18 protein-coding genes are annotated in these 23,431 nt (G+C 45.4%); 13 read left to right on the top strand and 5 right to left on the bottom strand.

The features are described 5' to 3' along the window. Nucleotides 1–56: 56 nt before the first annotated feature. Nucleotides 57–1,337, bottom strand: a complete 1,281-nt coding sequence (locus A8C56_RS04590; protein ID WP_067752651.1) for a glucose-1-phosphate adenylyltransferase — start codon at nt 1,335–1,337, stop codon at nt 57–59. A gap of 61 nt (nt 1,338–1,398) precedes the next feature. Continuing rightward, a complete protein-coding gene (locus A8C56_RS04585) occupies nt 1,399–2,829 on the bottom strand; it encodes a glycogen synthase (protein WP_067752648.1) in 1,431 nt (476 codons plus the stop codon). A gap of 134 nt (nt 2,830–2,963) precedes the next feature. On the opposite strand from A8C56_RS04585, the gene A8C56_RS24965 reads away from it, so the two are divergent. From A8C56_RS24965 to A8C56_RS04575, 3 genes are read left to right on the top strand one after another with little or no spacing between them, the layout of a single operon-like run. Continuing rightward, nucleotides 2,964–3,674, top strand: coding sequence for an MFS transporter (locus A8C56_RS24965; protein WP_245645759.1), 711 nt, complete (start codon nt 2,964–2,966; stop codon nt 3,672–3,674). A gap of 50 nt (nt 3,675–3,724) precedes the next feature. Next, nucleotides 3,725–4,450, top strand: coding sequence for an MFS transporter (locus tag A8C56_RS24960; protein WP_245645757.1), 726 nt, complete (start codon nt 3,725–3,727; stop codon nt 4,448–4,450). Nucleotides 4,451–4,473: 23 nt separating this feature from the next. Beyond that, nucleotides 4,474–5,439 (top strand): ROK family protein, encoded by a 966-nt coding sequence (locus A8C56_RS04575; RefSeq protein WP_067761598.1) that lies wholly within the window; start codon nt 4,474–4,476, stop codon nt 5,437–5,439. 410 nt (nt 5,440–5,849) lie between these two features. Here the strand turns inward: A8C56_RS04575 and A8C56_RS04570 are convergent, their stop codons facing one another. Then, nucleotides 5,850–6,482 (bottom strand): DUF4136 domain-containing protein, encoded by a 633-nt coding sequence (locus tag A8C56_RS04570; protein ID WP_067752645.1) that lies wholly within the window; start codon nt 6,480–6,482, stop codon nt 5,850–5,852. Nucleotides 6,483–6,633: 151 nt separating this feature from the next. Between A8C56_RS04570 and A8C56_RS04565 the strand changes: the two genes are divergently transcribed. Then, complete coding sequence (locus A8C56_RS04565) at nt 6,634–8,526, top strand: TlpA family protein disulfide reductase (RefSeq protein WP_067752636.1); 1,893 nt, start codon at nt 6,634–6,636, stop codon at nt 8,524–8,526. A 41-nt stretch (nt 8,527–8,567) separates the two neighbouring features. Continuing rightward, on the top strand, nt 8,568–9,338 hold the full coding sequence (locus A8C56_RS04560) for an SIMPL domain-containing protein (RefSeq protein ID WP_067752630.1): 771 nt from the start codon (nt 8,568–8,570) through the stop codon (nt 9,336–9,338). Nucleotides 9,339–9,377: 39 nt separating this feature from the next. Here A8C56_RS04560 and A8C56_RS04555 read toward each other — a convergent pair whose 3' ends face one another. Next, complete coding sequence (locus A8C56_RS04555; RefSeq protein WP_067752618.1) at nt 9,378–11,018, bottom strand: ABC transporter substrate-binding protein; 1,641 nt, start codon at nt 11,016–11,018, stop codon at nt 9,378–9,380. 35 nt (nt 11,019–11,053) lie between these two features. Here A8C56_RS04555 and A8C56_RS04550 point away from each other — a divergent pair, with 35 nt between their 5' ends. From A8C56_RS04550 to A8C56_RS04540, 3 genes are all read left to right on the top strand, one after another. Beyond that, the gene (locus tag A8C56_RS04550; protein WP_067752615.1) at nt 11,054–12,721 is read left to right on the top strand and encodes a M1 family metallopeptidase; all 1,668 of its coding nucleotides are present in this window, start codon (nt 11,054–11,056) and stop codon (nt 12,719–12,721) included. Between the two features lie 5 nt (nt 12,722–12,726). Then, the gene (locus A8C56_RS04545) at nt 12,727–14,247 is read left to right on the top strand and encodes a polysaccharide biosynthesis C-terminal domain-containing protein (RefSeq protein ID WP_067752612.1); all 1,521 of its coding nucleotides are present in this window, start codon (nt 12,727–12,729) and stop codon (nt 14,245–14,247) included. Between the two features lie 121 nt (nt 14,248–14,368). Next, on the top strand, nt 14,369–15,040 hold the full coding sequence (locus A8C56_RS04540) for an MgtC/SapB family protein (protein WP_067752609.1): 672 nt from the start codon (nt 14,369–14,371) through the stop codon (nt 15,038–15,040). A 283-nt stretch (nt 15,041–15,323) separates the two neighbouring features. Here A8C56_RS04540 and A8C56_RS04535 read toward each other — a convergent pair whose 3' ends face one another. Beyond that, nucleotides 15,324–15,758 (bottom strand): carboxymuconolactone decarboxylase family protein, encoded by a 435-nt coding sequence (locus A8C56_RS04535; protein WP_067752606.1) that lies wholly within the window; start codon nt 15,756–15,758, stop codon nt 15,324–15,326. 179 nt (nt 15,759–15,937) lie between these two features. Here A8C56_RS04535 and A8C56_RS04530 point away from each other — a divergent pair, with 179 nt between their 5' ends. The 5 genes from A8C56_RS04530 to A8C56_RS04510 all read left to right on the top strand — a co-directional run bounded on the left by A8C56_RS04530 (nt 15,938) and on the right by A8C56_RS04510 (nt 23,430). Beyond that, a complete protein-coding gene (locus A8C56_RS04530; protein ID WP_067752603.1) occupies nt 15,938–17,080 on the top strand; it encodes a 5-(carboxyamino)imidazole ribonucleotide synthase in 1,143 nt (380 codons plus the stop codon). A 12-nt stretch (nt 17,081–17,092) separates the two neighbouring features. After that, on the top strand, nt 17,093–17,638 hold the full coding sequence (locus A8C56_RS04525) for a hypothetical protein (RefSeq protein ID WP_067752601.1): 546 nt from the start codon (nt 17,093–17,095) through the stop codon (nt 17,636–17,638). A gap of 265 nt (nt 17,639–17,903) precedes the next feature. Continuing rightward, the gene (locus tag A8C56_RS04520; RefSeq protein ID WP_245645755.1) at nt 17,904–18,947 is read left to right on the top strand and encodes an efflux RND transporter periplasmic adaptor subunit; all 1,044 of its coding nucleotides are present in this window, start codon (nt 17,904–17,906) and stop codon (nt 18,945–18,947) included. 36 nt (nt 18,948–18,983) lie between these two features. Further along, a complete protein-coding gene (locus A8C56_RS04515; protein WP_067752597.1) occupies nt 18,984–22,115 on the top strand; it encodes an efflux RND transporter permease subunit in 3,132 nt (1,043 codons plus the stop codon). Further along, complete coding sequence (locus A8C56_RS04510) at nt 22,096–23,430, top strand: TolC family protein (protein ID WP_067752595.1); 1,335 nt, start codon at nt 22,096–22,098, stop codon at nt 23,428–23,430. Before A8C56_RS04515 ends, A8C56_RS04510 begins: the two co-directional genes overlap by 20 nt. The last annotated feature ends 1 nt before the right edge of the window (nt 23,431 follow it).

The raw sequence follows: 23,431 nt of genomic DNA, 5'->3' as shown, positions 1-23,431 counted from the left end.
AATTTATTTTGAAAAAAACTGGTCACAAAACCAGTTTACAGTTCCGGGGAAGCCCGTTATACTACAAACCCGTTAGGGATCACGGCACCTTTCTTTACCACAATGATCCCATCCTTTATTGTATACAGTTCATGATCCGCATTCTCAAGATGGTTTCCCCCGTTCAGCCGTACATCATCTCCTATCCGGCAGTTCTTGTCAATAATGCAATTGCGCAGGTAGCAGCGTTTTCCAATACCTATGGGAGGAACCCCTTTATTCTGATCGCGGTTTATATCTTCAATGGTCTCGTAATAGTCACTGCCCATTATGTAACAGCTTACCACAGTAGAGCCGTAGCCAATACGGGAACGGATGCCAATAACGCTGTGCTCGATCCGGGAAGCATTAATAATACAGCCGTCAGAAATCACCGTTTTTTCCAGTGTAGTGCCGCTGATCTTTGCAGGAGGCAGCATCCGCGGCCGGGTATAAACAGCTCTGGTATTGTCAAACAAATTGAACTCCGGGATATCTGAGGTCAGCTCCAGGTTGGCCTCAAAGAAAGAATAAATATTCCCGATATCTGTCCAGTATCCTTCGTATTGAAAACTGGCTACCTTATGATTACTGATAGAAGCCGGGATGATCTCCTTTCCGAAATCCGTGGCATCCGGATAGGTTTCCAGAAGCTGTTTCTTCAGCAATTCCCGGTTAAAAATATAAATGCCCATCGATGCCAGGTAATTGCGGTTCTTCTGCTGCATGGCAGGCCCTGTATCGCTTACCCAGTCTCCCAGCACATCCCTGGAAGGTTTTTCAATAAATGAGGTGATCATGTTATGCTCATCCGTTTTCAGGATCCCGAACTCCGGTGCCTCCCGGTCGCCAACAGGAATCGTAGCAATAGAAATCTCCGCGCCTGCTTCTTTATGGTTCAGCAGCATTTTGTTAAAGTCCATCTGGTAAAGCTGATCGCCGGACAATATGAGCACATATTCGCTGGGAAAGCCCGCCAGGTGCCGCAGGCTTTGGCGAACCGCGTCTGCTGTGCCCTGGAACCAGGTGGGGTTATCCGGTGTTTGCTCTGCGGCAAGGATATCCACAAAGGCATTACTGAAAATGCTGAAGTTATAGGTATTCTTTATATGCCGGTTTAAAGAGGCCGAATTGAATTGGGTGAGCACAAACATGCGATGGATGTCCGAATTTATACAGTTAGAGATGGGAATATCTACTAACCGGTATTTCCCGGCAATGGGCACTGCGGGTTTGGACCGGTTGCTTGTAAGCGGCGCTAATCTTGTACCGGCGCCTCCGCCCAGGATCATTGCAACAATTTCATTAGAGAAAGACATAAATGCTAGTTTAATTGATTATGCTGATGTTTAAAATCTAAAAAGGAATTCTCCGCCCTTATCAGGGAGCAGGAGTAAGCGATTCATAAAGCTGGAGATACTGTTTTGCAGACATATCCCATCCATGGTCAATGGTCATCATTTTTCCGCGCATATTGTTGTACAGATCGTGCTTGTTCTGATAAAGGTCTATTGCACGGCCAACAGAATAAGTAATATCGCCTACACTGGATTGTTCCATTTTTATACCAAAGCCGCCTTTATCACCATAATCAACAACCGTATCTTTCAGTCCGCCGATATTGCGTACCACGGGCACAGTGCCATATCTCAGGGCATATAGCTGGTTCAGCCCGCAGGGTTCTACCCTGCTTGGCATTAACAAGAAATCAGAACCGGCATACATCAGGTGGCTCAGCCCTTCATTGTAGCCGATATAGCTGTTGAAATAACCTTTAAACCGCTGGTTCATCTGATCCAGTTGTTCCTCAATCCATGGTTCTCCGGAACCCAGGATCAGAAAATTGGCTTTCCCCTGATGCTGGTAAACAGACTGGCTGATAGCATCCGGCAGAAGATCGGCGGCCTTCTCTCCCACCAGCCTGCCAATAAATGTGATCAGCGGCTTTTCTGGGTCTAACCCAAACTGCCCTGCAAGTTCCCGTTTGTTCTTGTCCTTCCCTTTTTCTACCAGTTCGTTATTATAATTTTTAACAATAAAGGAATCAGTTTCCGGGTTCCATACCTCAGTATCTATACCATTTATAATACCAATACATTTTCCTTTTTCATATTCAAAGAGGTCCTGCAGCCCGTTGGCGGAATGTTTTAGCTCATCCATATAACTGGGGCTTACGGTTGTAACCTTCCAGGCGCATTTAATTGCAGCGGCCATCGGGTTGATGGCATTGTTCCAGTCAAGCAGCCCCCAGTTCCAGGAATCATAAGCAGGTATATAATAATATTTATCCCACCCAAACTGCCCCTGGTACTGGCCGTTATGAACCGTAAAAACAGTGGGAATATTCCCTAACTGGTACCGGAAAGCATAAGCATGCCGCATCATAAAAGGGATCAGTCCGGTATGATGATCATGGCAATGCACTACGCCCGGCTTATGCTGCCAGTGGCTGAGCCAGTCACAAACCGCCAGTTGAAAGGATATGAAGCGCTCTGTATCATCGTCATAACCATAAATACGTTCACGGTCCAGTTTCCCGTTAATATCTATCAGGTAAAGATCAAAGCCCAGCTTATTGGTTTTTTCACGGATCACACTGTATTTGAACCAATCATTGCCCAACGCCTGCCCCCCTTCATGCACCAGTTCCCAGTCATTCTGGTATAAGAACTTTGTGCGGTACATCGGCATCACCACTTTGGCAATATGTCCCAATTCGTTCTGGTATTTGGGCAAAGCCCCCACCACATCTCCCAATCCGCCTGCCTTCGCCATCGGGTAGCATTCTGCAGATACATGAATTATTTCCATAGCTACTTTTTTCTTCCGTTACTAATGTAAGCATAATTTGTAAATGAATTAGGAATTAAGAATAAACAATTAAAAATTTTTATTTACCCGATATCTGTTTACATTTACCGCTAATATTTTTTTAAACGATTGACATGAATAATCAAACAACAAAATGGTCTCAGTTCGGAACATTGATCACTGTATTCTTCTTTTGGGGATTTGTTGCTGCGAGTAATGATATTTTAATTCCGGTATTTAAACATGCTTTTCAGCTTTCGCAAACCAAAAGTCAGTGGGTAACACTTGCATTTTATCTGCCTTATACGATCGGTGCCATTATTTATTTTCTTGTGTCTAAGACCATCGGAGGAGACCTCTTAAATAAAATAGGCTATAAGAATGGCATCTGCTACGGTTTGCTGATCTCCACCTTAGGTGCCCTGATCTTTTATCCGGCTGCAAACAATGCATCCTACGGGCTGATGTTAACCGCTTTGTTTGTTGTAGGACTTGGATTTTCCCTGCAGCAGATCGCAGCCAATCCGCTTGCAATTGTAATGGGCGACCCCAAATCAGGATCGCAACGTTTAAGTATGGCAGGCGGTATTAATAATTTCGGCACCACAATCGGACCGCTCATAGTTAGCTATGCTATTTTTGGCAGCGTAACCGGCGAGTCCGACAAGGCCAGTATAGACAGCGTAAAAATACCTTACCTGATACTGGGCGCCGCATTTCTGCTGGTGGCGCTGTTCTTCAGGTTTTCTTCCGTTCCCAATAAAATAGCTCCCGGGCAGACTGAAACTGCGGAAGAGGCTTTTGAATCAGAGGTAACACAAACAACCACTCCCCCCAACCTGTAAAAAGCGCAGACAGAAAGTCAGTTTTTGACTATCCCCAATTGATAATGGGAATGATTGCCATTTTCGTATATGTAGGCGTTGAAGTGGCAACCGCCAGTAATTTACCCAACTATCTGGAAAAAGATCTGGGCATTCAAACAAAGAATGTTGCGCCCTATATTTCACTTTACTGGGCCAGCCTTATGATGGGCCGCTGGACCGCCTCCATCGGCGCATTCAATTTAAAAGCCGGCGCCAAAAAGATACTCAGCTTTTTTATGCCCTACCTGGCCTTTACAGTATTCATCATCGTAAATAAAATTGCAGGGCATGATGTAACTCCGTTCTACTATTATCCGGTTATTATACTGGCCTTGATACTGGGCAATATTTTGAGCAGGGACAGCCCGGCAAGAATGCTCCTGATCTACGCATCTATGGGCATTATAGCCCTGTGCATCGGCATGTTGGCAACTGGTAGTTTAAGCGTATTTGCTTTTGTAAGCGTTGGGTTATTCTGCAGTACGTTATGGCCCTGCATCTTTACGCTGGGAATAGCAGGTTTGGGCAAACATACCAATGAGGGCAGCAGTTTGCTTGTAATGATGATTTTGGGGGGAGCCCTGCTTCCTGTACTACAGGGGAAAATAGCTGACGGTATCCTTGGCATAAAGCATAGTTATATTGTGGGTGTGTTGTGTTTTGCGTATCTTGCCTTCTATGCAATAAGAGCAAAAGCGCTGCTGAAAAAACAAGGTATCGACTATGATATAAAAACAACAGGTGGCGGACATTAATGTTATTATAAATGGATAATAAAATGGGCATTTTAGACTTGTCGAATGAACTGGCTATCGGCATTGATATCGGTGGCACCAATACCAAATATGGTATTGTGAACCACCGGGGCGAAATTCTGGATAAAGGGGACATTAAAACCGATGCGTACCCTTCCATTGAGGAGTTTATTGAAGGCTTGCATAATGCCATGATGCCGATTATTGAAAAGCATAGTTCAGTAGGCATAAAAGGAATAGGAATGGGCGCTCCCAACGGCAATTATTATACCGGCACTATAGAATATGCACCTAATCTTCCCTGGCGGGGAATTATTCCCATAGCAAAAATGGTTACCGAAAAATTTTCGATACCCTGTACTTTAACCAATGATGCCAATGCTGCGGCCATGGGTGAAATGATGTACGGAGCTGCCCGGGGCATGAAGGATTTTATTATGATCACTTTAGGTACCGGTGTGGGAAGCGGTATTGTTTCAAACGGGTTAATGATCTACGGGCACGATGGGTTTGCCGGTGAACTGGGGCACATCATTGTACGGCCAGGCGGCCGGAAACACTGGAGCACCGGCGCGCACGGCTCTCTGGAAGCCTATTGCTCCGCAACCGGCATTGCCATTACCGCTAAAAAACTGAGAGCGGAAAACATTCACTCTGCGCTGAATGAAATCTCTGAAGATAAGATCGACTCCCTGGCAGTATTTGAAGTAGCCGAAAAAGGAGATGAAACAGCTAAAGAGGTGTTCCGGTATACAGGGCAGATCCTGGGAGAGGCACTGGCTAACTTTATCATGTTCTCTTCTCCTGAAGCGATCATTCTTTTTGGCGGTGTTATAAAAGCAGGCGATTATATTATGAAACCCACGAAAGAACATATGGAGAAGAACCTGCTGCCCATTTTTCAGAATAAGGTAAAGCTGGTATTTAGTGAATTAAAAGAGGCCGACGCAGCCATACTGGGCGCAAGCGCTCTCGCCTGGGAAACCTAAGAAGGGCTGAGCATTGAGTTTTCAGCACCGGAAAGAGCGCCTCTTGCATCCGGGATCAGGATGAGCCACCAACTATGGGCTGCAATCCAGTCCTCCGGTTTCAGTAATTAATGATCAGTGTTCAGCCTTTCATCATCGGAAATCAATAAACCAGGATCAGGAACATCGGGCATCCGGTATCCGCCGGCACCAGTCTCCCTTATCCATGAACTATGAACCATCAATCATGAGTGATTGGGTGGAACAGGCCGGGGATCGGGTTTCAGCGTTCCTTCCTTCCGTACATCCTGCCTGCTGCCTGCTCTCTTTTTTTACAGCACTCCGGGCACTGTAAAAAAAGGGCCTCCGCTAAAAATAACGGGGGCCCTGTTGTAACTACCAAACCAAACTACTATCTTAGGGAGGAATCATCAATGCATGTTTCCATAACGATCATAACCTCTTCTGTTACCATAACGATTATTATAGCGGGAGGTTGATTCCCATTTTCTGAAAATAGCATCCACGATCCTGTCAATTTCCTGGCTGGAGATCCTCCGGCTGTTCACTTCATCCGTTGCCCATCCCTGCATGATCGTTTCATCGGTGTTGGCATCCACCATTGTTATTGTAATGGTGCCTTCCTTGGTGGGAACACTGTAATTATCATACCCCATAAACATAGAGGGATAATAAACATTGTAAAAACGCCCGCGGTAAGGGTTATAGAAGGTTCTGAAACCGCCCCAGCCATAAACAGGGTCCGACACTACACGGCGTCCCCGCTGTACCAGCACATCATAACTCAGCAGCACATCCGGGTTATTATTCACCTGCCTCCATCCCTGGGTCTGCTCCAGACGCAGGGATATAGCTTTCTTAACCTGGTCTTCCATCATAGACCCCCTGCCCCGGCGATCTTTTGGCTGTGCCCAGGCAAAAGTCTGATACCTGCTGAAATTTGCATTTTGGGTCGTTTCCACATGTGCAGCCGGTCCACAACCTGCCAGCACTACCAATGCAATAACAGATAATCCTAAAAATTTAATGAAATAGTTTTTCATTTTTATTCGATTTTTCTACTAATAAGACGGCGGAACCCGTCAATTAATGACTGCCAGGTTGCAAATTATTTGTGAAAAAAACATAGTTCAAGGGTTAAACTTGTTTAATTTTACATTCAGCTGCATTTAAAAATTAAATAGTTCATTTACAATGAAAAACCTTTTATTGCTTGTGGGACTGCTTTTTTCTTCCTGCAGTTTTGCACAATCCAACCTCATCATTACGCCCGAACACCCTCAGTCCGGAGATGAAATAAAGTTTACTTATCTGCCGGGAGGCGACCTGGAAGGAAACGATAAAGCCCCTGCTGCTTATATTATGAAGATGGGCTCAAAAGGCTATGAGTTGCAGGATGTGTCTTTAAAAAAAGAACAGGATCGTTTTACCGGCATTGTGGCCACAGACACTTCAGTAAGGCTGGTTGCGTTTGGTTTTGCAATTGATGATAAAATGGATAATAATTCTGACAGCGGATACCTGGTGCCGGTGTACAGGGGAAACAGTGTGCTGCCCGGAACCTACGCCGCAATGGCTGCTTTTTATAATGGTTTGGGAGAAGATCGGTTCGGGGTAAAGGCAGACCGGCAGGCAGCACTTGCATATTATAAAAAGGAAATGGCCGGCTATCCTGGTCAAAAAGATCAGGTAGTGATCAGCTATCTTCAAACATTGCTCCGTACAGATAAAGAAAAAGGCACAACAGCCGTACAGTCTGAAATAGAGCAAACAATGAAAAACGGATTAAAAACAGCGGCTGATTACTCAAAGGTAACCACGCTTTATGCCCTGCTGCGCCTGCCACAGCAGCAAAGCTTTTTTACGCATCTGAAAAAAGAACGGTTCCCGAACGAGAAGCTGACCCTGCGGGAATATTATGAAAAATTCAATACGGCTACAGACCCGGCGCAGAAAGAAGCAGTGATAGCAGCAGTAACCCAAGCCGCCGCCACTGACAAAGATCCTTCATCCTATAACAATTTTATTGGTATGCTGCAATCACGGTTGCTAAACGTTTATGCCGAAAAAAAGGACTGGGAGCATTTTAAGGAATATGCCGCGCAAATAAAAGACCCGGCCGCAAAAATGGCAGCCTTTAATAGTGCTGCATGGAAAATGCAGGAAGACAGCATCAACCTGCCCTTTGCAGCAGCGTTATCCAAACAGACCGTGGAGTATGCAAAAACAGAAATAACGCACCCCTCCGGCCCCAAACCCAAAATGCTGCTGAATAAAGACTGGCTGGAACAAAGACGGAATAGCCTGGCCACTTATGCAGATACATATGGCATGGTACTTTACAGATCAGGAAAATACAGAGAAGGACTTTCCTATTCAAAAGAAGCGGCTATAACAATCGGCAAAGGACAGAATACAGATGAGAACAGCACTTACGCGTTACTGGCTGAAAAAGCACTTTCTCCAAAGCAATACAGGCCCCAGCTGGAGCAGTTTGTAAAAGACGGTAAAGCCAATGCCGTGATCAAAGAAGTATTGAAAAGGACCTATCTGAAAGAAAATAAACCGGATGCCGGCTATGACCGGTATATGACTGCACTGGAACAGGGAGCCCGTCTGAAAATGATTGAAAAACTGAAAAAGGAAAAACGGAATGACGCCACTCCAAAATTTGCATTGAATGATTTATCCGGCAACCTGGTGAATATCGAAGATCTGAAAGGGAAAATTGTTATTGTGGATTTCTGGGCTACCTGGTGCGGCCCCTGCAAGGCGTCTTTCCCTTCCATGAACAAAATGGTGCATAAATACAAAGATAACCCGGATATAAAATTCCTGTTTGTTGATACCTGGGAGAATGTGGAAGACAAACAGAAAAATGCTGCGGATTTTATTGCCCAGACAAAATATGATTTCCATGTATTGCTGGACAACGACAGTAAGGTGGTGGGCCTGTTCAACGTACCGGGCATTCCTACAAAATTTGTCATCGGTAAAGATGGCAATATCAAATTCAAAGCCGTGGGTTTTGACGGAGATCAGGCGCTGGAACAGGAATTAGAGGCGATGATTGAATTAGCCGATTAATTTAGTTTGCTTATTTTTGCTTCAAACAAACAACAAGTACAATGAGTACAGAAAACACCAACCAGAGTTCCGTTGTTGAAAGGCGCAACTTTCTGGGCCTGATTATCCTGGGCATCTGCATTCTTGCAAGCAGTTTCCTGATAGCTGGAGCTTATAAATATAAATTCAAGTCAAGGCAAACCATTCGTGTTACCGGCAGCGCAGAAAAAGATTTTACAAGTGATCTGATTGCCTGGAATGGCAGCTATAACCGGACAAATTTTGACTTAAAGGCAGCCTATGCACAGTTAAAGCAGGATGAAACCAATGTTCGTAATTACTTAACCAAAAAAGGCATTGCTCCCGGCCAGATTATATTTTCTTCCATTAAGATCGACAAGATCTTTAAGTCGAATTACAACGAAGAAACAAAGTCTACCACTTCAGAGTTCCAGGGCTATAACCTGACCCAAAATGTAAAAGTGGAATCTAACGACATTGTAAAGGTGGAATCCCTGTCGAGAGAGATCACCGAGCTCATTGAAACAGGAATAGAGCTCAATTCACCCGAACCGCTCTATTTTTATACAAAGCTTGCTGATCTGAAGCTGGATCTTCTGGCAAAAGCGGCTGAAGATGCACGGAAAAGGGCAGAGACCATTGCCAAAAACACAGGCGGCTCACTGGGAAAAGTCATAAAAGCCAATATGGGCATCTTTCAGATCACCGGCAAGAACAGCAATGAAGACTTCAGCTATGGCGGGGCCTTTAATACCTCTTCAAAAAATAAAACCGCCAGCATTACGGTAAACCTGGAATGCGAGGTAAAATAGGAGGTCCTGCGCAAACCGGAGGAAACTGAACCAGTGTATTTATTCTATTCTTGTATGCCTCAGCTCCAGCAGGTTCAGCCCATTGGGATGAAAGTTTTTCACATTCGGCTGCACCAGTTGAATGACATTATCATACCATAAAGGCACAACCGGTGCGTCATTGATGGCAATCTGATCCGCCTTGCGGTACAAAATATAACGCAGGGAATCGTTAGGCTCTTCCATTGCCTGCTCAAACACGGCATCAAAGTCGGCATTCTTATAGCGGGTATAGTTGGGTGGGGCAGGGTTCTTTGAGTAAAACACGGACAAATAGTTTTCTGCATCCGGGTAATCTGCGATCCATCCGCCCCGGAAGAAAACCGCCCGGGAGCTGGCCGTCATTTCAAATAACAGCGCTTTCTGTACCACTTCCACCTGCACTTTGATCCCGATCTCCTCCAACTGCTTTGCTATAAAATTGGCAAAATCCGCATAGATAGAGATCGTGAGCAACCGGATGGGGGGCAGACCGCTGCCGCCGGGAAAACCGGCTTCTTTCAGCAGGCGAAGGGCTCTTGCAGGGTCATAATGATAGCCCTTTACAATAGAGTCATTAAAGGAAGGCAGTCCCATTGGAACAAAACCCGATTCCGCCGGTGTACCCAGTGAATTGCGCAGGTACAGGATCATCTTCTTCCGGTCAAACCCGTAATTGATCGCCTGCCGTACTTTTTTATAGCGCAATGGCGAGTGCTTTACAATATCCAGCGATGTATCTACCAGTATGCCCAGGTATTCAATATTCAGATATGGGTGCGTTTGCAGTACAATTTTTCCCTGCCATTCCTTTCGCAGCGTTCCTTTTTTGGTAAGCACTTCATCTTTAAAGCTGGGATCCAGCTCATTGATATAGTCCAGGCTTTTTTGCCGGAACAACAGGAACTCCGTGGCGCGGCTATCTTTAAAACTCACTTTTATTCCATCCAGGTAAGGCAGCCGGTTACCTGCGCTGTCCTTTTCAAAATAATGCGGGTTCTTTTTAAAGACCAGTCCCTGCCCTTCTTCCCATGCCACGAATTGAAAAGGCCCTGTGCCTACAGGATGGCTTCTGAAATCCACCCCGAACCGCTCCACTGCTTCCGGCGCTACCACAGAACAGTACTGCATGGAAAGAATCCCCAGTATAGGCTGGTAAGGCCGTACCAGCCTTAACTGAAATACAGAATCATTCAACGCTGTAAAAGGATGCACAGAATCTGCCTTCCCGTTAAAGATCCATGCACCGGGGCTGGCAACTTTCGGATCAATGATACGGTTAAAGCTGTACACAACATCTGCAGCCACCATTCTCCTGCCTTTACCGCCAGGAAAAACAGGGTCATCATGAAAAAAAACATCGTTCCTTAAATAAAAGGTGTAAGTGCGTTTGTCATCGGAAATATCCCAGTGAGTGGCCAGCGAAGGTTTTAGGGTAAGACTGTCGCCTATTTCCACCAGCGTATTGAACAGTTGGTGAGCCGGCCACATGGTAGAGAGGTTTTTAGCAAATGCAGGATCCAGCGACGCGATGCCCGCGAATTCATTATACCTGAAAATTTTTCTTCCATTATCTGCGTTATCTTTACAGCCGGTAAAAGAAATGCAAAAAAACCACAAAATAACAATACGGTACCTGTATATAAATGTCTCTTTCGCCATGAACGTTTAAATTTACAATTCAAACCCTTTCCGGAATGATTTTTTTTAAAAATAGTATCAGAATATTTTTTTTCCTATGTATAACCAGTATTACGGCACCTGCACAGGTGCTGCATCATAATGACACGTTTACCCGGCAGGATACTTTAGCAGGCAGTAATGGCAGTGGAAGAAACTGGTGGAATGTGCTCCACTATGACATTCATATAAAGGTAGACATTAACAATCAATCGGTCACAGGCTTCAATGATATTACTTACGCCATTGTAAAGAAGTCTGAAGAACCGATGCAGATCGACCTGCAGGAGCCAATGCAGATTGAAAAGGCAGAAGATGCCGATACGCATAAATCCATTTCTTTTGAACGGGAGGGAAATGTATACTGGCTGCACACTACAGGCTTTGCCACAAATGACCAGCCCAAAAAAATACGCATCTATTTTAGCGGCAAACCGCGCGTGGCGGTAAAGCCTCCATGGGACGGAGGCTGGATCTGGACAAAAGATTCCCTGGGCCGCCCCTGGGTAAGCTCTGCTGTACAGGGATTAGGTGCCAGCAACTGGCTGCCCTGCAAAGATTACCAGGGAGATGAGCCTGATAAAGGAATGAACTTTACCATTACCGTACCTAACGATCTGACCGCGGTAAGCAATGGCCGGCTCACGTCAAAAACCAGTAACCGGGATGGTACCACTGCCTGGAAATGGACGGTAACGCAGCCTGTCAATACGTATTTAATTACCCCGTACATCGGCCATTATGTAAACTTCAACGATACCATCCGGGGTGAAAAAGGCAGACTGGACATCGGTTACTGGGTGCTGGATTATAACCTCGAAAGAGCAAAAAAACATTTTCCGGAAGCGGTCCGGCCAATGCTGCATTGTTTTGAATACTGGTTCGGCCCCTATCCGTTTTATGAAGACAGCTATAAGTTAGTGGATGCCCCGTACCTCGGCATGGAGCATCAGAGCGCTGTAGCTTATGGCAACCATTATCAGAACGGGTATCTCGGTCGCGATCTTAGTGGCACAGGCTGGGGATTAAAATGGGATTTTATTATTGTGCATGAAAGCGGGCATGAATGGTTTGCAAACAACATCACCTCAAAAGATATTGCTGACATGTGGATCCATGAAAGCTTTACCAACTACAGCGAAGCCCTGTTTACTGAATGCCGGTACGGGAAAAAAGCCGGTTCTGAATACGTGATCGGAACAAGAAAACTGATCCGGAATGACATTCCTGTTATTGGTCCTTACGGGGTTAATAAAGAAGGAAGTGGCGATATGTATTATAAAGGAGGCAATATGCTGAATACAATCCGGTATATAATCAATGATGATGCGCGTTTCAGAAAAATCTTACAGGGCTTAAACAAAACCTTTTATCATAAAACAGTTACCAGCCGGGAAGTGGAAGACTATATGATCCGCCAGTCCGGCCGGCCCCTGCAGAAGGTGTTTGATCAATACCTCAGAACCACCCAGATACCGGTTCTAAGTTATTCTGTAAAAGGAGGCACCGTAAATTATAAATGGACCAATTGTGTTACCGGCTTTAACATGCCGGTTCAGCTGGAGAATGGCCGGTGGCTAAACCCTGCAGAAAAAATTCAGCAGGCACCTTCCGGTATTCTTAAAGAAGGAGCGCTGGTACTAAACCCTAATTTTTTTGTAACCGTGGAAAAGACCGTTAACTAAGCAGCATGAGCGCACAGATCCGGCGGCATAGCATCATTTCATCAGCAGTTATCTATATCGGGTTTGCTATCGGGGCTCTCAATACCTACCTGTTTACAAAGGAAGGGCTATTTACCGCAGAGGAATACGGGCTCACCACTTTCTTCATGAACACGGCCACATTGATCGTGTCGTTTGCCACCCTGGCCATGCCCTCCTATATTTACAAATTCTTTCATTATTACAATGACCACCTGGAACCCAGAAAAAATGACATGATCGCCTGGGCATTGCTTACGGGCATTGTAACATTTGCGATCATTTTTGTTCTGGGGATTCTTTTTAAGGACCTGTTTGCACGTAAGTTCAATGCAGAGTCGCCGCTGGCGGTCTATTATTATTACTGGATGTATCCGTTATCCTTTGGGATGACAATCTACAATATACTGGAAGGATATGCCTGGAACCTGAATAAATCTGTGCTTACCAATTTTTTAAAAGAGGTGCAGCTCCGGCTTTTTGTAACCCTGTTAATTGTATTGTTCTTTATAAAGCTGATCCCCGATTTTGATGTTTTCATAAAGCTGTATTCCCTGGCATACCCGGCTATTGCCCTTATATTGCTGATATACCTCATTGCCACAAAGAAAATACATCTTACGTTTCATATAAGCAAGGTAACCAGGCGCTTTTTTAAGCAGATCACCCGCTTTGTACTTTTTGTCTATTCCGGGTTACTGATCTTCAATATTGCACAGGTTTTCGATACGCTGGTCATTGCATCCTTAGCAAAGGATGGACTGAAAAGTGTGGGCATCTTCACGCTGGCGCAATTCCTTACAAGCATCATCCAGGCCCCGCAAAGAAGTATTATAGCCGCTTCTATTCCGTTCATTTCAAAAGCATGGAAAGACAAGAAGCTGCAACAGATCCAGCGTATTTATGAACGGTCTTCCATCAACCAGCTGATCTTTGCCTGCCTGCTGTTTATCTTAATTGCATTGAATTATACAGAAGGCGTGCTTACCTTTCATTTAAAAGAAGATTTTCTGGCAGGATTCTATCCCTTTATTTTACTGGGGCTTACAAGGATTGTAGATATGGGCACAGGTGTTAACTCACAGATCATCGGCACTTCTACCTACTGGAAATTTGAGCTGGTCAGCGGAGCCATTCTCCTGGCTATTATACTCCCTTTAAACTACCTGTTAACAAAGCAATACGGCATCCTCGGGCCATCAATAGCCAACCTCATATCCATTACCGTTTATAATGTTATCCGCATTATTTTCCTGTGGAGGAAATTCCGGCTGTTCCCTTTCACCAAAAAATCATTTTACACGGTGCTGCTAAGCGGCACGGTTTATTTTTTGGGATGGTTTTTATTTAAGAGCATCCATGGCTTTCCGGGGCTGTTTGCAAGAAGTATTTTTGTCTTAGTGCTTTTTATAGGGGGTGTTCACTTCCTGAACCTGACACCGGATCTGCAGCCGGTACTGCAATCCTTATTAAAACGGTTTAAAAGAGAATCGGGAACCGGGCGTTGAGCCTTGGAATTTGCGGATCCCTGTTACTGTAAATTGAGCCGGATCACGGATCCTCTATTATATACCCTGTTGCATGCTATACCCCACCCGTAAATCGGGCAAAACATCGTATATTTAAAGGATGATCACTACAAATGAAATAATGATCCGTTTATTACTGGCAGCCTTATGTGGCGGGGTGATCGGCCTGGAACGCGAGCGCAAGAACTGGGCCGCCGGCCTCAGAACGCATATGATGGTTTGTTTGGGCGCGTCCCTTACGATGATCGTTTCGGCATTCGGCTTCGCAGATATCGTTGGCACCAATGGGGTAACGCTGGATCCGTCGCGGGTGGCAGCACAGGTCATCAGCGGCATTGGGTTTATAGGTGCGGGCACTATTTTATTTTTAAAGGAGGGCGTCATAAAAGGGCTGACTACTGCTGCCGGTCTGTGGACAGTTGCCGCCATTGGCCTGGCCATTGGAGGAGGCATGTATTATGCCGCAGGCACCGCCACTTTTTTAGCGTTGATTATACTATGGATGCTGAAACCCGTTGAAATAAAACTTACAGAACGCTTTGCCCAGCTGGGATTAAAGATCACGATAGCGAACCGTGAAAAATCGATCGACATTCTGAACCGGATCTTTTGTCAGCCGGACCTGGAAATCAGCAATTTTTCTGTTATCGAAAAAGAAAATGATATCATCATTTCCTTTCGTTTTAACAACCACAAGAAAAACCTGGTACTGGATATGATTGACCAGTTTAAAACGGATAAGGACATTAAGTCCATTGTATGGAATAAGTGAGAAGTTAGTTGTGAGTTGTTTGTTTTAAGCCCCCTGTGTTTGCGGAAAGTACCAAAAGAAAAGACCCACGTCATTGAATATTCCCGCAGATGCGCTGGTCATAGTAGTTCTCTGCATTTGTCTGCGCTGTCAGCGGGACGTAACATGAAGATTGTGTTTTTACGGGTAACTTTTGCCCTGATTAAAATGTCACTTCCGTATTCGACCACACTTTTGCTAAAAGAATATAGCATACATATATGAAACCTCCAGCTTCATAGCAGGCGGGTTCAAATAAGGGCCTTTATTTTTCCGGCACCTTATGAAAGGTGATCGCCACCCGGTTCAGCATGTTCATATGCGCAATTGCAAGGCTCAGGTCCACCAGGTTTTTATCATCAAAGCAACGCTTTGCCTCCTCATATACGGCATCGCTTACTTCCTGCCCGGGCAGTACCGTCATTTCCTCTGCCAGGGCCAGCGCAGCCCGCTCCGCTTCCGTAAAAAAAGGCATGTGCTTCCAGTTGGATACAGCGTTCAGCTTACGGCCATCGATTCCCGCCTGCACTGCATCTTTCCAATGCAGATCCACGCAATAGGGGCACCCGTTAATCTGGGAAACCTTTAAATAGACCATATGCAGTAAGCCTGCAGGCAGGTTGCTGTTCTTTAAATAACCATACATACCCAGTAAGGCTTTGTACCCCTCCGGAGCCACTTTACTATACTCAAGACGCATAAATTACCTTTTAATGATCACCGGATGCGAATTTATTCATTTCCTGAGAAAAAGCACGACTAACTGTTCTTATTAAATGCGCTTCCGGAAGAGCAGGCCGCCCATTTCCTGAGCCGGGTATTTATCTTCTTTCCTGATCCGGTATCCGGAAATCTGAAATCTCCACCTATCTTTGCGCCATGCAAAAAATAGGAATTCTGGGCGGCGGGCAATTGGGCAGGATGTTGCTGCAGGCAGCAGCGAATTACCCGGTAGAAACATATGTTTTAGAAAATGACGAACAGGCCCCTGCAGCGCACCTTTGCCATCATTTTACAAAAGGCGACATTAAAGATTACGATGCGGTGTATAACTTTGGCAGGCGCCTTGATGCCCTTACCATTGAGATTGAAAACGTAAATGTAGATGCATTGGAAGCCCTGGAAAAAGAAGGTATCACTGTAATTCCCAGGCCGGCTGTACTGAGAACCATCCGCAATAAAGCCCTGCAGAAAAATTATTATACAACGCACCAGATCCCTACTTCCGAATACATCCTTACCCATAATATACAGGAGCTTTCTGAGCAAACCCATTTCTTTCCTGCCGTGCACAAAATTGCAGAAGGAGGTTATGACGGCCGGGGTGTACAGATCATCGAAACCGAAAAAGACCTGTCAAAAGGTTTTGACACATTATCTGTCCTGGAAAAAATGGTAAACGTGGAAAAAGAGATCGCACTGATGATCGCCATCAGCCAGACAGGTGAAATTGCCATCTATCCTCCCGTTCAGATGGTTTTTGACAAAGCCCTGAACCTGCTCGACTTTCAATTGTGCCCTGCAGAGCTGCCGGAAAGGACCTACTGGAAGGCAGAGGCCATTGCGCTTGCCACCGTAAAAAACTTCAACTCCCCGGGGATCTTTGCCGTGGAACTGTTTGTAACGCCTGACGGGGATGTGCTGGTTAATGAAACCGCTCCCCGGGTGCACAACAGCGGGCACCATACCATTGAAGCGCATTACAGTTCCCAGTTCGACATGGTATGGCGCATTCTGCTGAATTACCCCCTGGGCTCCACGGAAGCCATCATGCCCTCCGTTATGCTCAATATCCTGGGCAGCGAAGGCCATTCCGGACCGGCCTGTTATGAAGGTCTGAACGAAATGCTGAAAATAGAAAATGCGTTTTTTCACCTGTATGGTAAAAAACAGACTAAGCCCGGACGCAAAATGGGGCATGTAACCGTCATCAGCCAGGAGCGGGCAGACCTGCTGTACAAAGCCAACAAAATAAAACACGGCCTCTCAGTCATTACAAAAGCGGACGGCCGTTCCGGGTAATAGCTTCCAACAATGAAATACTCATTTTTCATATTGGTTATTTTATTCACTTCCTGCGAAACCATCTCAAGAATAAAAAAACAGGACATAAATCCTATTACTAACGAATTTGCTGGCACCTATGATAATAAACCTTATTTCATAAGGGCTAAATATGGCGTTACCAACTCAGATTCTTCCATAACTGCTGTCAAGCTTTTTGACACATCAAAAACAAGAAGGGCAGACTTAGATCATATCCGGATTAATTTTAACACAAAAGGCTGGTTAAACTTATCTTATAAAGACACTTCGGTTTTTCAACCCCTCTTGCTAAACGGAAGATTTTCAAGGCAGGGATATTATGAGATCTATTTTAATAAAAAGAAAATTGAGATACCTCCTGTTGTGCATTTTCTTTTCAGCACGCATAATATAAACAGGTTAAGGATCTACCAGACCAAAAACAAAGACCTGGTTATTTGCGAATATGATTTTGTAAGTGGCAACCTCTTATTTGCGGGTGGTGAGGGGCCGGATAAGAAACAATTTTTCTTTCACAGGGCAGGAATGCAATAATTCATCAAAAGAAGCACCGTAATACGCCGAAAAATCCCCCCCATCCCTTCAGCCGGATATACATACTGATCCGTTTATCAGCTCTTTATTGCTGATCTTCTCTTTTACCGGGAAAACACAATTGCCGACCGCCAGTAGGCTCCTGTAACCTTATATAAAATTTATCGGCAACAGTTTTGCTACGCCATCAAAAAAACGGATATTTACTTTGATCCTTGTCTCAAGGAGCTATCTGCAATCTTTATACAAAACAAAAAAATTTGACTTGAGAAGAGAACTGACGCCTTTATTCTTCCTGTTGCTTGGAATAGGTATGCCTGCCTGTAAGGAAAAGAAGAAAACGACGCCAATCAGCCCTAAAAGAGGAGCGGCAAAAGTAGATGCCTATATTATAAAGCCGGAAGCTTATACGGAAGTGATTGAAGTGCCCGGTTCCGTGATAGCCAACGAAGTTACCGAAATTCACCCGGAAGTTTCAGGCCGTGTAGTATACCTCAATATCCGGGAAGGGCAGTACGTATCCAAAGGCACAGTACTGGCCAGGATCTATGACGGCGACCTCCAGGCGCAACTGAAGAAGCTGGAAGCCCAGCTGAAAATAGCTGAAGTGAATGAAAACCGCGCAAAACAGCTGGTAGACATCCAGGGCATCAGCAAGCAGGATTATGATAACAGCCTGCTGACCGTAAAAAATATAGAGGCAGATATCGCTCTTATAAAAACCGAGATCTCGCGCACCGTAGTACGTGCACCCTTTAATGGCAGGCTGGGCCTGAAAGCCATCAGTCCGGGCGCTTATGTTACGCCCGCCACGATCATTGCCACTATTAACCAGGTAAGCACATTAAAGGTAGATTTTACAGTACCTGAAAAATATACAGGCAAAATTGCTGTCGGCCAGATGGTGGATTTTACGGTTGAGGGAAACCGGAATAAATATTTTGCCAGAGTAATGGCCACCGAATCCAATGTAGCAGTCACCAACAGGAGCTTAACCGTAAGGGCAACGGTTACAGGCAATACCAGCGGGCTCATCCCCGGCACCTTTGCAAAAGTAAAGATCGGTTTTGCCCCCAATACCAGCGCCATTTTTGTACCAACACAGTCTGTAGTGCCCACAGCAAGGGGAAAGCAGGTCATACTGGTCAGCAACGGTTCTGCGCTTTTTTCAGACGTGGAAACCGGCATAAGAGATTCTTCAAGGGTAGAGATCACAAAGGGCCTGAAAAAAGGCGACACGATACTGGTTACAGGCGTAATGGCAACAAAACCTGATTCAAAAGTAAATATAGACAAAATAATAAACTGATAATTAAAAATATATTAATTATCATAACAAATAAAAATGAACATTTCAGAGCTAAGTTTAAGAAGACCGGTTTTAGCCATTGTAATGAACATCGCCATCATTGTATTTGGTTTTATCGGTTTTAAATTCTTAGGAATACGCGATTATCCTGCCATTGATCCGCCCAATATCAGTGTACGGACCAGCTACCCCGGTTCCAATGCAGATATTATAGAAAGCCAGATTACCGAACCATTGGAGGAAGCGATTAATGGTATTGCAGGCATCCGTAATATAACCTCAAGCAGTAGTAATGGTAGCAGTAGTATAAATGTTGAGTTTGAATTAGGTACAGACCTGGAAGCAGCAGCGAATGATGTCCGGGACAAAACATCTTCTGCCATGCGTTCCCTTCCGCCTGACCTGGAGGCGCCTCCCGTGGTTTCCAAAGCAGATGCCAGCGCAGATGCCATCTTATCCATGACGGTACAGAGCGATAGCCGGAATCAGATGGAACTGACCGAATACGCCAACAATAACCTGGTAGAGCGGTTGCAGACCATTCCGGGCGTAAGCGGTATACAGATCTGGGGGGAGAAACGGTTTGCCATGCGCATCTGGCTGGACCCAAATAAAATGACGGCATATAATGTTACCCCCGCTGATGTTCAGCTGGCAGTACAAAGAGAAAACGTGGAGCTGCCAAGCGGAAAGATCAGGGGAAACAGCACTGAACTGGTAGTACGCACTTTTGGAAGGCTCAATACCGAAGATGAATTTGAGAACCTCATTGTTACTAATGTGAATGGTTCAGACATCCGCCTGAAAGACATTGCAAAAGTAACCCTGGGTATGGAAAATGAGGAAACCGCCTTAAAGGAAAGCGCTATCCCCATGATTGCTTTGGCCGTTGTTCCACAGCCTGGCGCCAACTACGTTTCCATATCAGACGAGTTCTATAAACGGATGGAATCCATAAAAAAAGATGTGCCTAATGATATTAAATTAAACATAGCACTTGACCAAACCGTTTATATCAAAAACTCCATTAGCGAGGTAGAGGAAACACTTTTCATTGCTATTGGTCTGGTGATCATCATTGTATACCTGTTCTTCCGGGACACTTTAATGGCCATTCGTCCGTTGATCGATATTCCTGTTTCCCTCATCGGCGCCTTTTTTATTATGTACCTCCTGGGCTATACCATAAATGTGCTTTCCCTCCTGGCCATAGTGCTGGCCACCGGTCTGGTTGTGGACGACGGAATAGTGGTTACCGAGAACATTTATAAAAAAATGGAGCAGGGCATGAACAAACGAAAGGCGGCCCTGGAAGGTTCCAAAGAGATCTATTTTGCCGTTATTGCCACCTCTATTACCCTGGCAGTCGTATTTATACCCATCATCTTTCTCCAGGGGTTCGTGGGAAGCCTTTTCCGGGAGTTTGGTATGGTGGTTGCCGGGGCCGTTCTTATTTCTGCGTTTGTATCGCTTACGCTTACCCCGGTACTGAATGTGCTGATGGCAAAAAAGGACATCCACAAGCACTCCTGGTTCTATACCAAAACCGAACCTTTTTTCAGGGCTATGGAAAACGGGTATGAAAAAAGCCTGAAGCGTTTTATGAAAGTAAGATGGCTGGCCTGGGTAGCTGTGCTGGCCTGCGGCGCCATCATTTACTTCATTGGGAAAAATATACAGTCGGAGCTGGCACCCATGGAAGATAAAAGCCAGTTCCGCCTGAACCTTACAGCTCCGGAAGGCACTTCTTTTGATGCGATGGACCGCTTTGTAAATAAAGTGTCTACGCTGGTCATGGACTCAGTTCCGGAAAACCAGATCGTTCTTTCTATAACAGCTCCCGGTTTTAGCGGTACCGGTAATGTGAATGCCGGAACGGTACGGGTACGCCTGGTACCTCCTTCAGAAAGGGAACGGTCTCAAAAAGAAATCGTGGAAATGGTAAACAGGAATGTATCCAGATTTACGGAAGGGCGCGTCTTTGCCATACAGGATCAGACCATACAGGTGAACCGCCGCGGTGGGCAGGACATACAGTTTGTGCTGCAAAATAATAATTTTGATACCCTGGGCGCCATCTTGCCCCGGTTCCTGGAAGAAGCAGGCAAAAGCAAGGTATTGCAGCAGGTAGATGCCGATCTGAAATTCAATAAACCTGAATTACGCATTCATATAGACCGGCTCAAAGCTGCCCAGATGGGTATTTCCGTAAACGATATTTCCGAAGCGTTGCAGATCGCCTACAGCAACCGCCGGATTGGTTATTTTACCCGTAACGGCAAACAATACCAGGTAATGGCACAGGTGGATCTGATCAATCGGGATGACCCGGATGATGTTAAAAAGATCTTTGTAAAGAACAGCCAGGGTCAAATGGTCAGCCTGGATAATGTGACCACGGCGGTTGAATCTACCACTCCCCCCACCATCTATCACTTTAACCGGTATAAATCCGCAACCATATCCGCCGGGCTGCAACCCGGTTATACGGTGGGCGATGGCATTAAGGAAATGAACCGCATTGCTGACCAACTGCTGGACGAAAGCTTTTCCACCTCATTAAGCGGTTCTTCACGGGATTTTGCAGAAAGCAGCGGTAACAGCAGCTTTGCCTTTTTGCTGGCGCTGGGCCTGATCTTTTTAATTCTGGCGGCCCAGTTTGAAAGCTTTGTAGATCCGTTCATCATTATGATCACGGTTCCGCTGGCCATTGCGGGGGCCCTGCTTTCCCTGTGGATCTTTAACCAGACGCTGAACATTTTTTCCCAGATCGGTATGATCATGCTGATTGGCCTGGTTACCAAAAACGGGATCCTGATCGTTGAATTTGCCAACCAGAGCCGGAAAAAGAATATGAATAAAATGGATGCCGTGGTCTTTGCTGCCGGTCAGCGTTTACGCCCTATTTTAATGACCAGCATGGCCATGGCACTGGGCGCTTTACCCATTGCACTTTCGCTGGGTGCCGCAGCAACCAGCCGCATTCCGCTGGGGATTGTAATTGTAGGCGGTATCATCTTCTCCCTGGTGCTCACGCTTTATGTAATTCCGGCAGTGTACAGCTATATGTCCGCCAATAAAAAAAATAAAGAATTTGATGAAATGCTTCAGCTGGAAGAAGCAACAAAATCACAACCTCATCTGAACAATGAAGAAGAAGCTTCTTAAATGTTTTTTTACGGTCTTTTGCATTTTGGCATTCTCTGTCAACTGCATACATGCGCAGCGTTTGCTGACGCTTGAGGAAGCAATTGCTACTGCGCTGATGAACAATTATCAGATCCAGCTTTCCCGGAATGATTCACTGATCGCAGCTATTGATTACAGCTACAGGAATATGGCCTTTCTGCCAACGGTAAATGCCGGTGCCGGCTATACCCAGAATGATAATAACCAGAAACAGACACTGGCCGATGGTACGGAACGGAAATCCAACAACCTGCAAAGTAAAAATGTGCAGGCAAACGTTACGCTGAACTGGGTATTGTTTGACGGGTTAAAAATGTTTGCAACAAGGGAAAAGACTGCCGCGCTGCTTGCCTCGGGCGAATATGCTGCCCGGGAACAGGTCATTAATACCATAGCAGAGGTCATCAATAATTATTACGCCATTGCACGGAATAAACAACTGATCGCTGCAACGGATGTGCAGATCGCACTGAATGAGGAACGCTCAAAGCTGGCACAGAATAAGCTGGATATCGGTACCGGGGCAAAGCCGGATGTTTTGCAAAGCAAGGTAGACCTTAACAGCCAAAAATCGTTGCGCATGCAGCAGGTTACCCAGGTAGAGCAATTAAAAGAACAACTGGCGCAGATCATGAACAGTAAAATCAGCGGGGCTGCATTTGACATACCGGACACCATACCGCTGAATGATGCATTAAACCTGGGTGCCATACAGGAAGGCATTGAGCAGACCAACCCTACGCTGCTGCTGGCAAAATCCAATATTGATGTGGCCGGTTATGCGTTAAAGGAAAGCCGTTCGCTGCTCTTTCCTACACTATCCTTTAATTCCATGTATAATTTTACCCGTACAGATAATAAAAAGGTCATCAACCCCTACTCCACACTTTTTAATCAGAGCCAGGGCTATAACTATGGCTTTACCGCCAACATTCCCCTCTTTAATCAGCTAAATGCCAGAAGAGCAATTAAACAAAGCAAGCTGTTCCTGAATATGCAGCAATTGAATTATGACAACCAGCGCTCGCTGCTTAACCTGAGCGTGGTGAATGCTTACAAAAGTTATGACCAGCAAAAACGCGCCCTGAAGCTGGAAGAAGAAAACATATTACTGGCAAAGGAAAACGTGGATATTGTTTTTCAGACCTACAAGCTGGGAATGGCCACCCTGGTACAGCTGCGGGAGGCCCAGCTGAGCCTTGCCCAGGCATACGACCGCTTAATTGAAGCAAGGTATAATGCTAAAGTTTCTGAAACAGAACTGATGCGCCTGAAAGGAGCACTATTGAAGTAGC

Origin of the sequence: Niabella ginsenosidivorans, assembly GCF_001654455.1 — a bacterium.
Classification (GTDB): Bacteria; Bacteroidota; Bacteroidia; order Chitinophagales; family Chitinophagaceae; genus Niabella; species Niabella ginsenosidivorans.
This window is presented reverse-complemented; position numbering and strand designations above follow the sequence as displayed.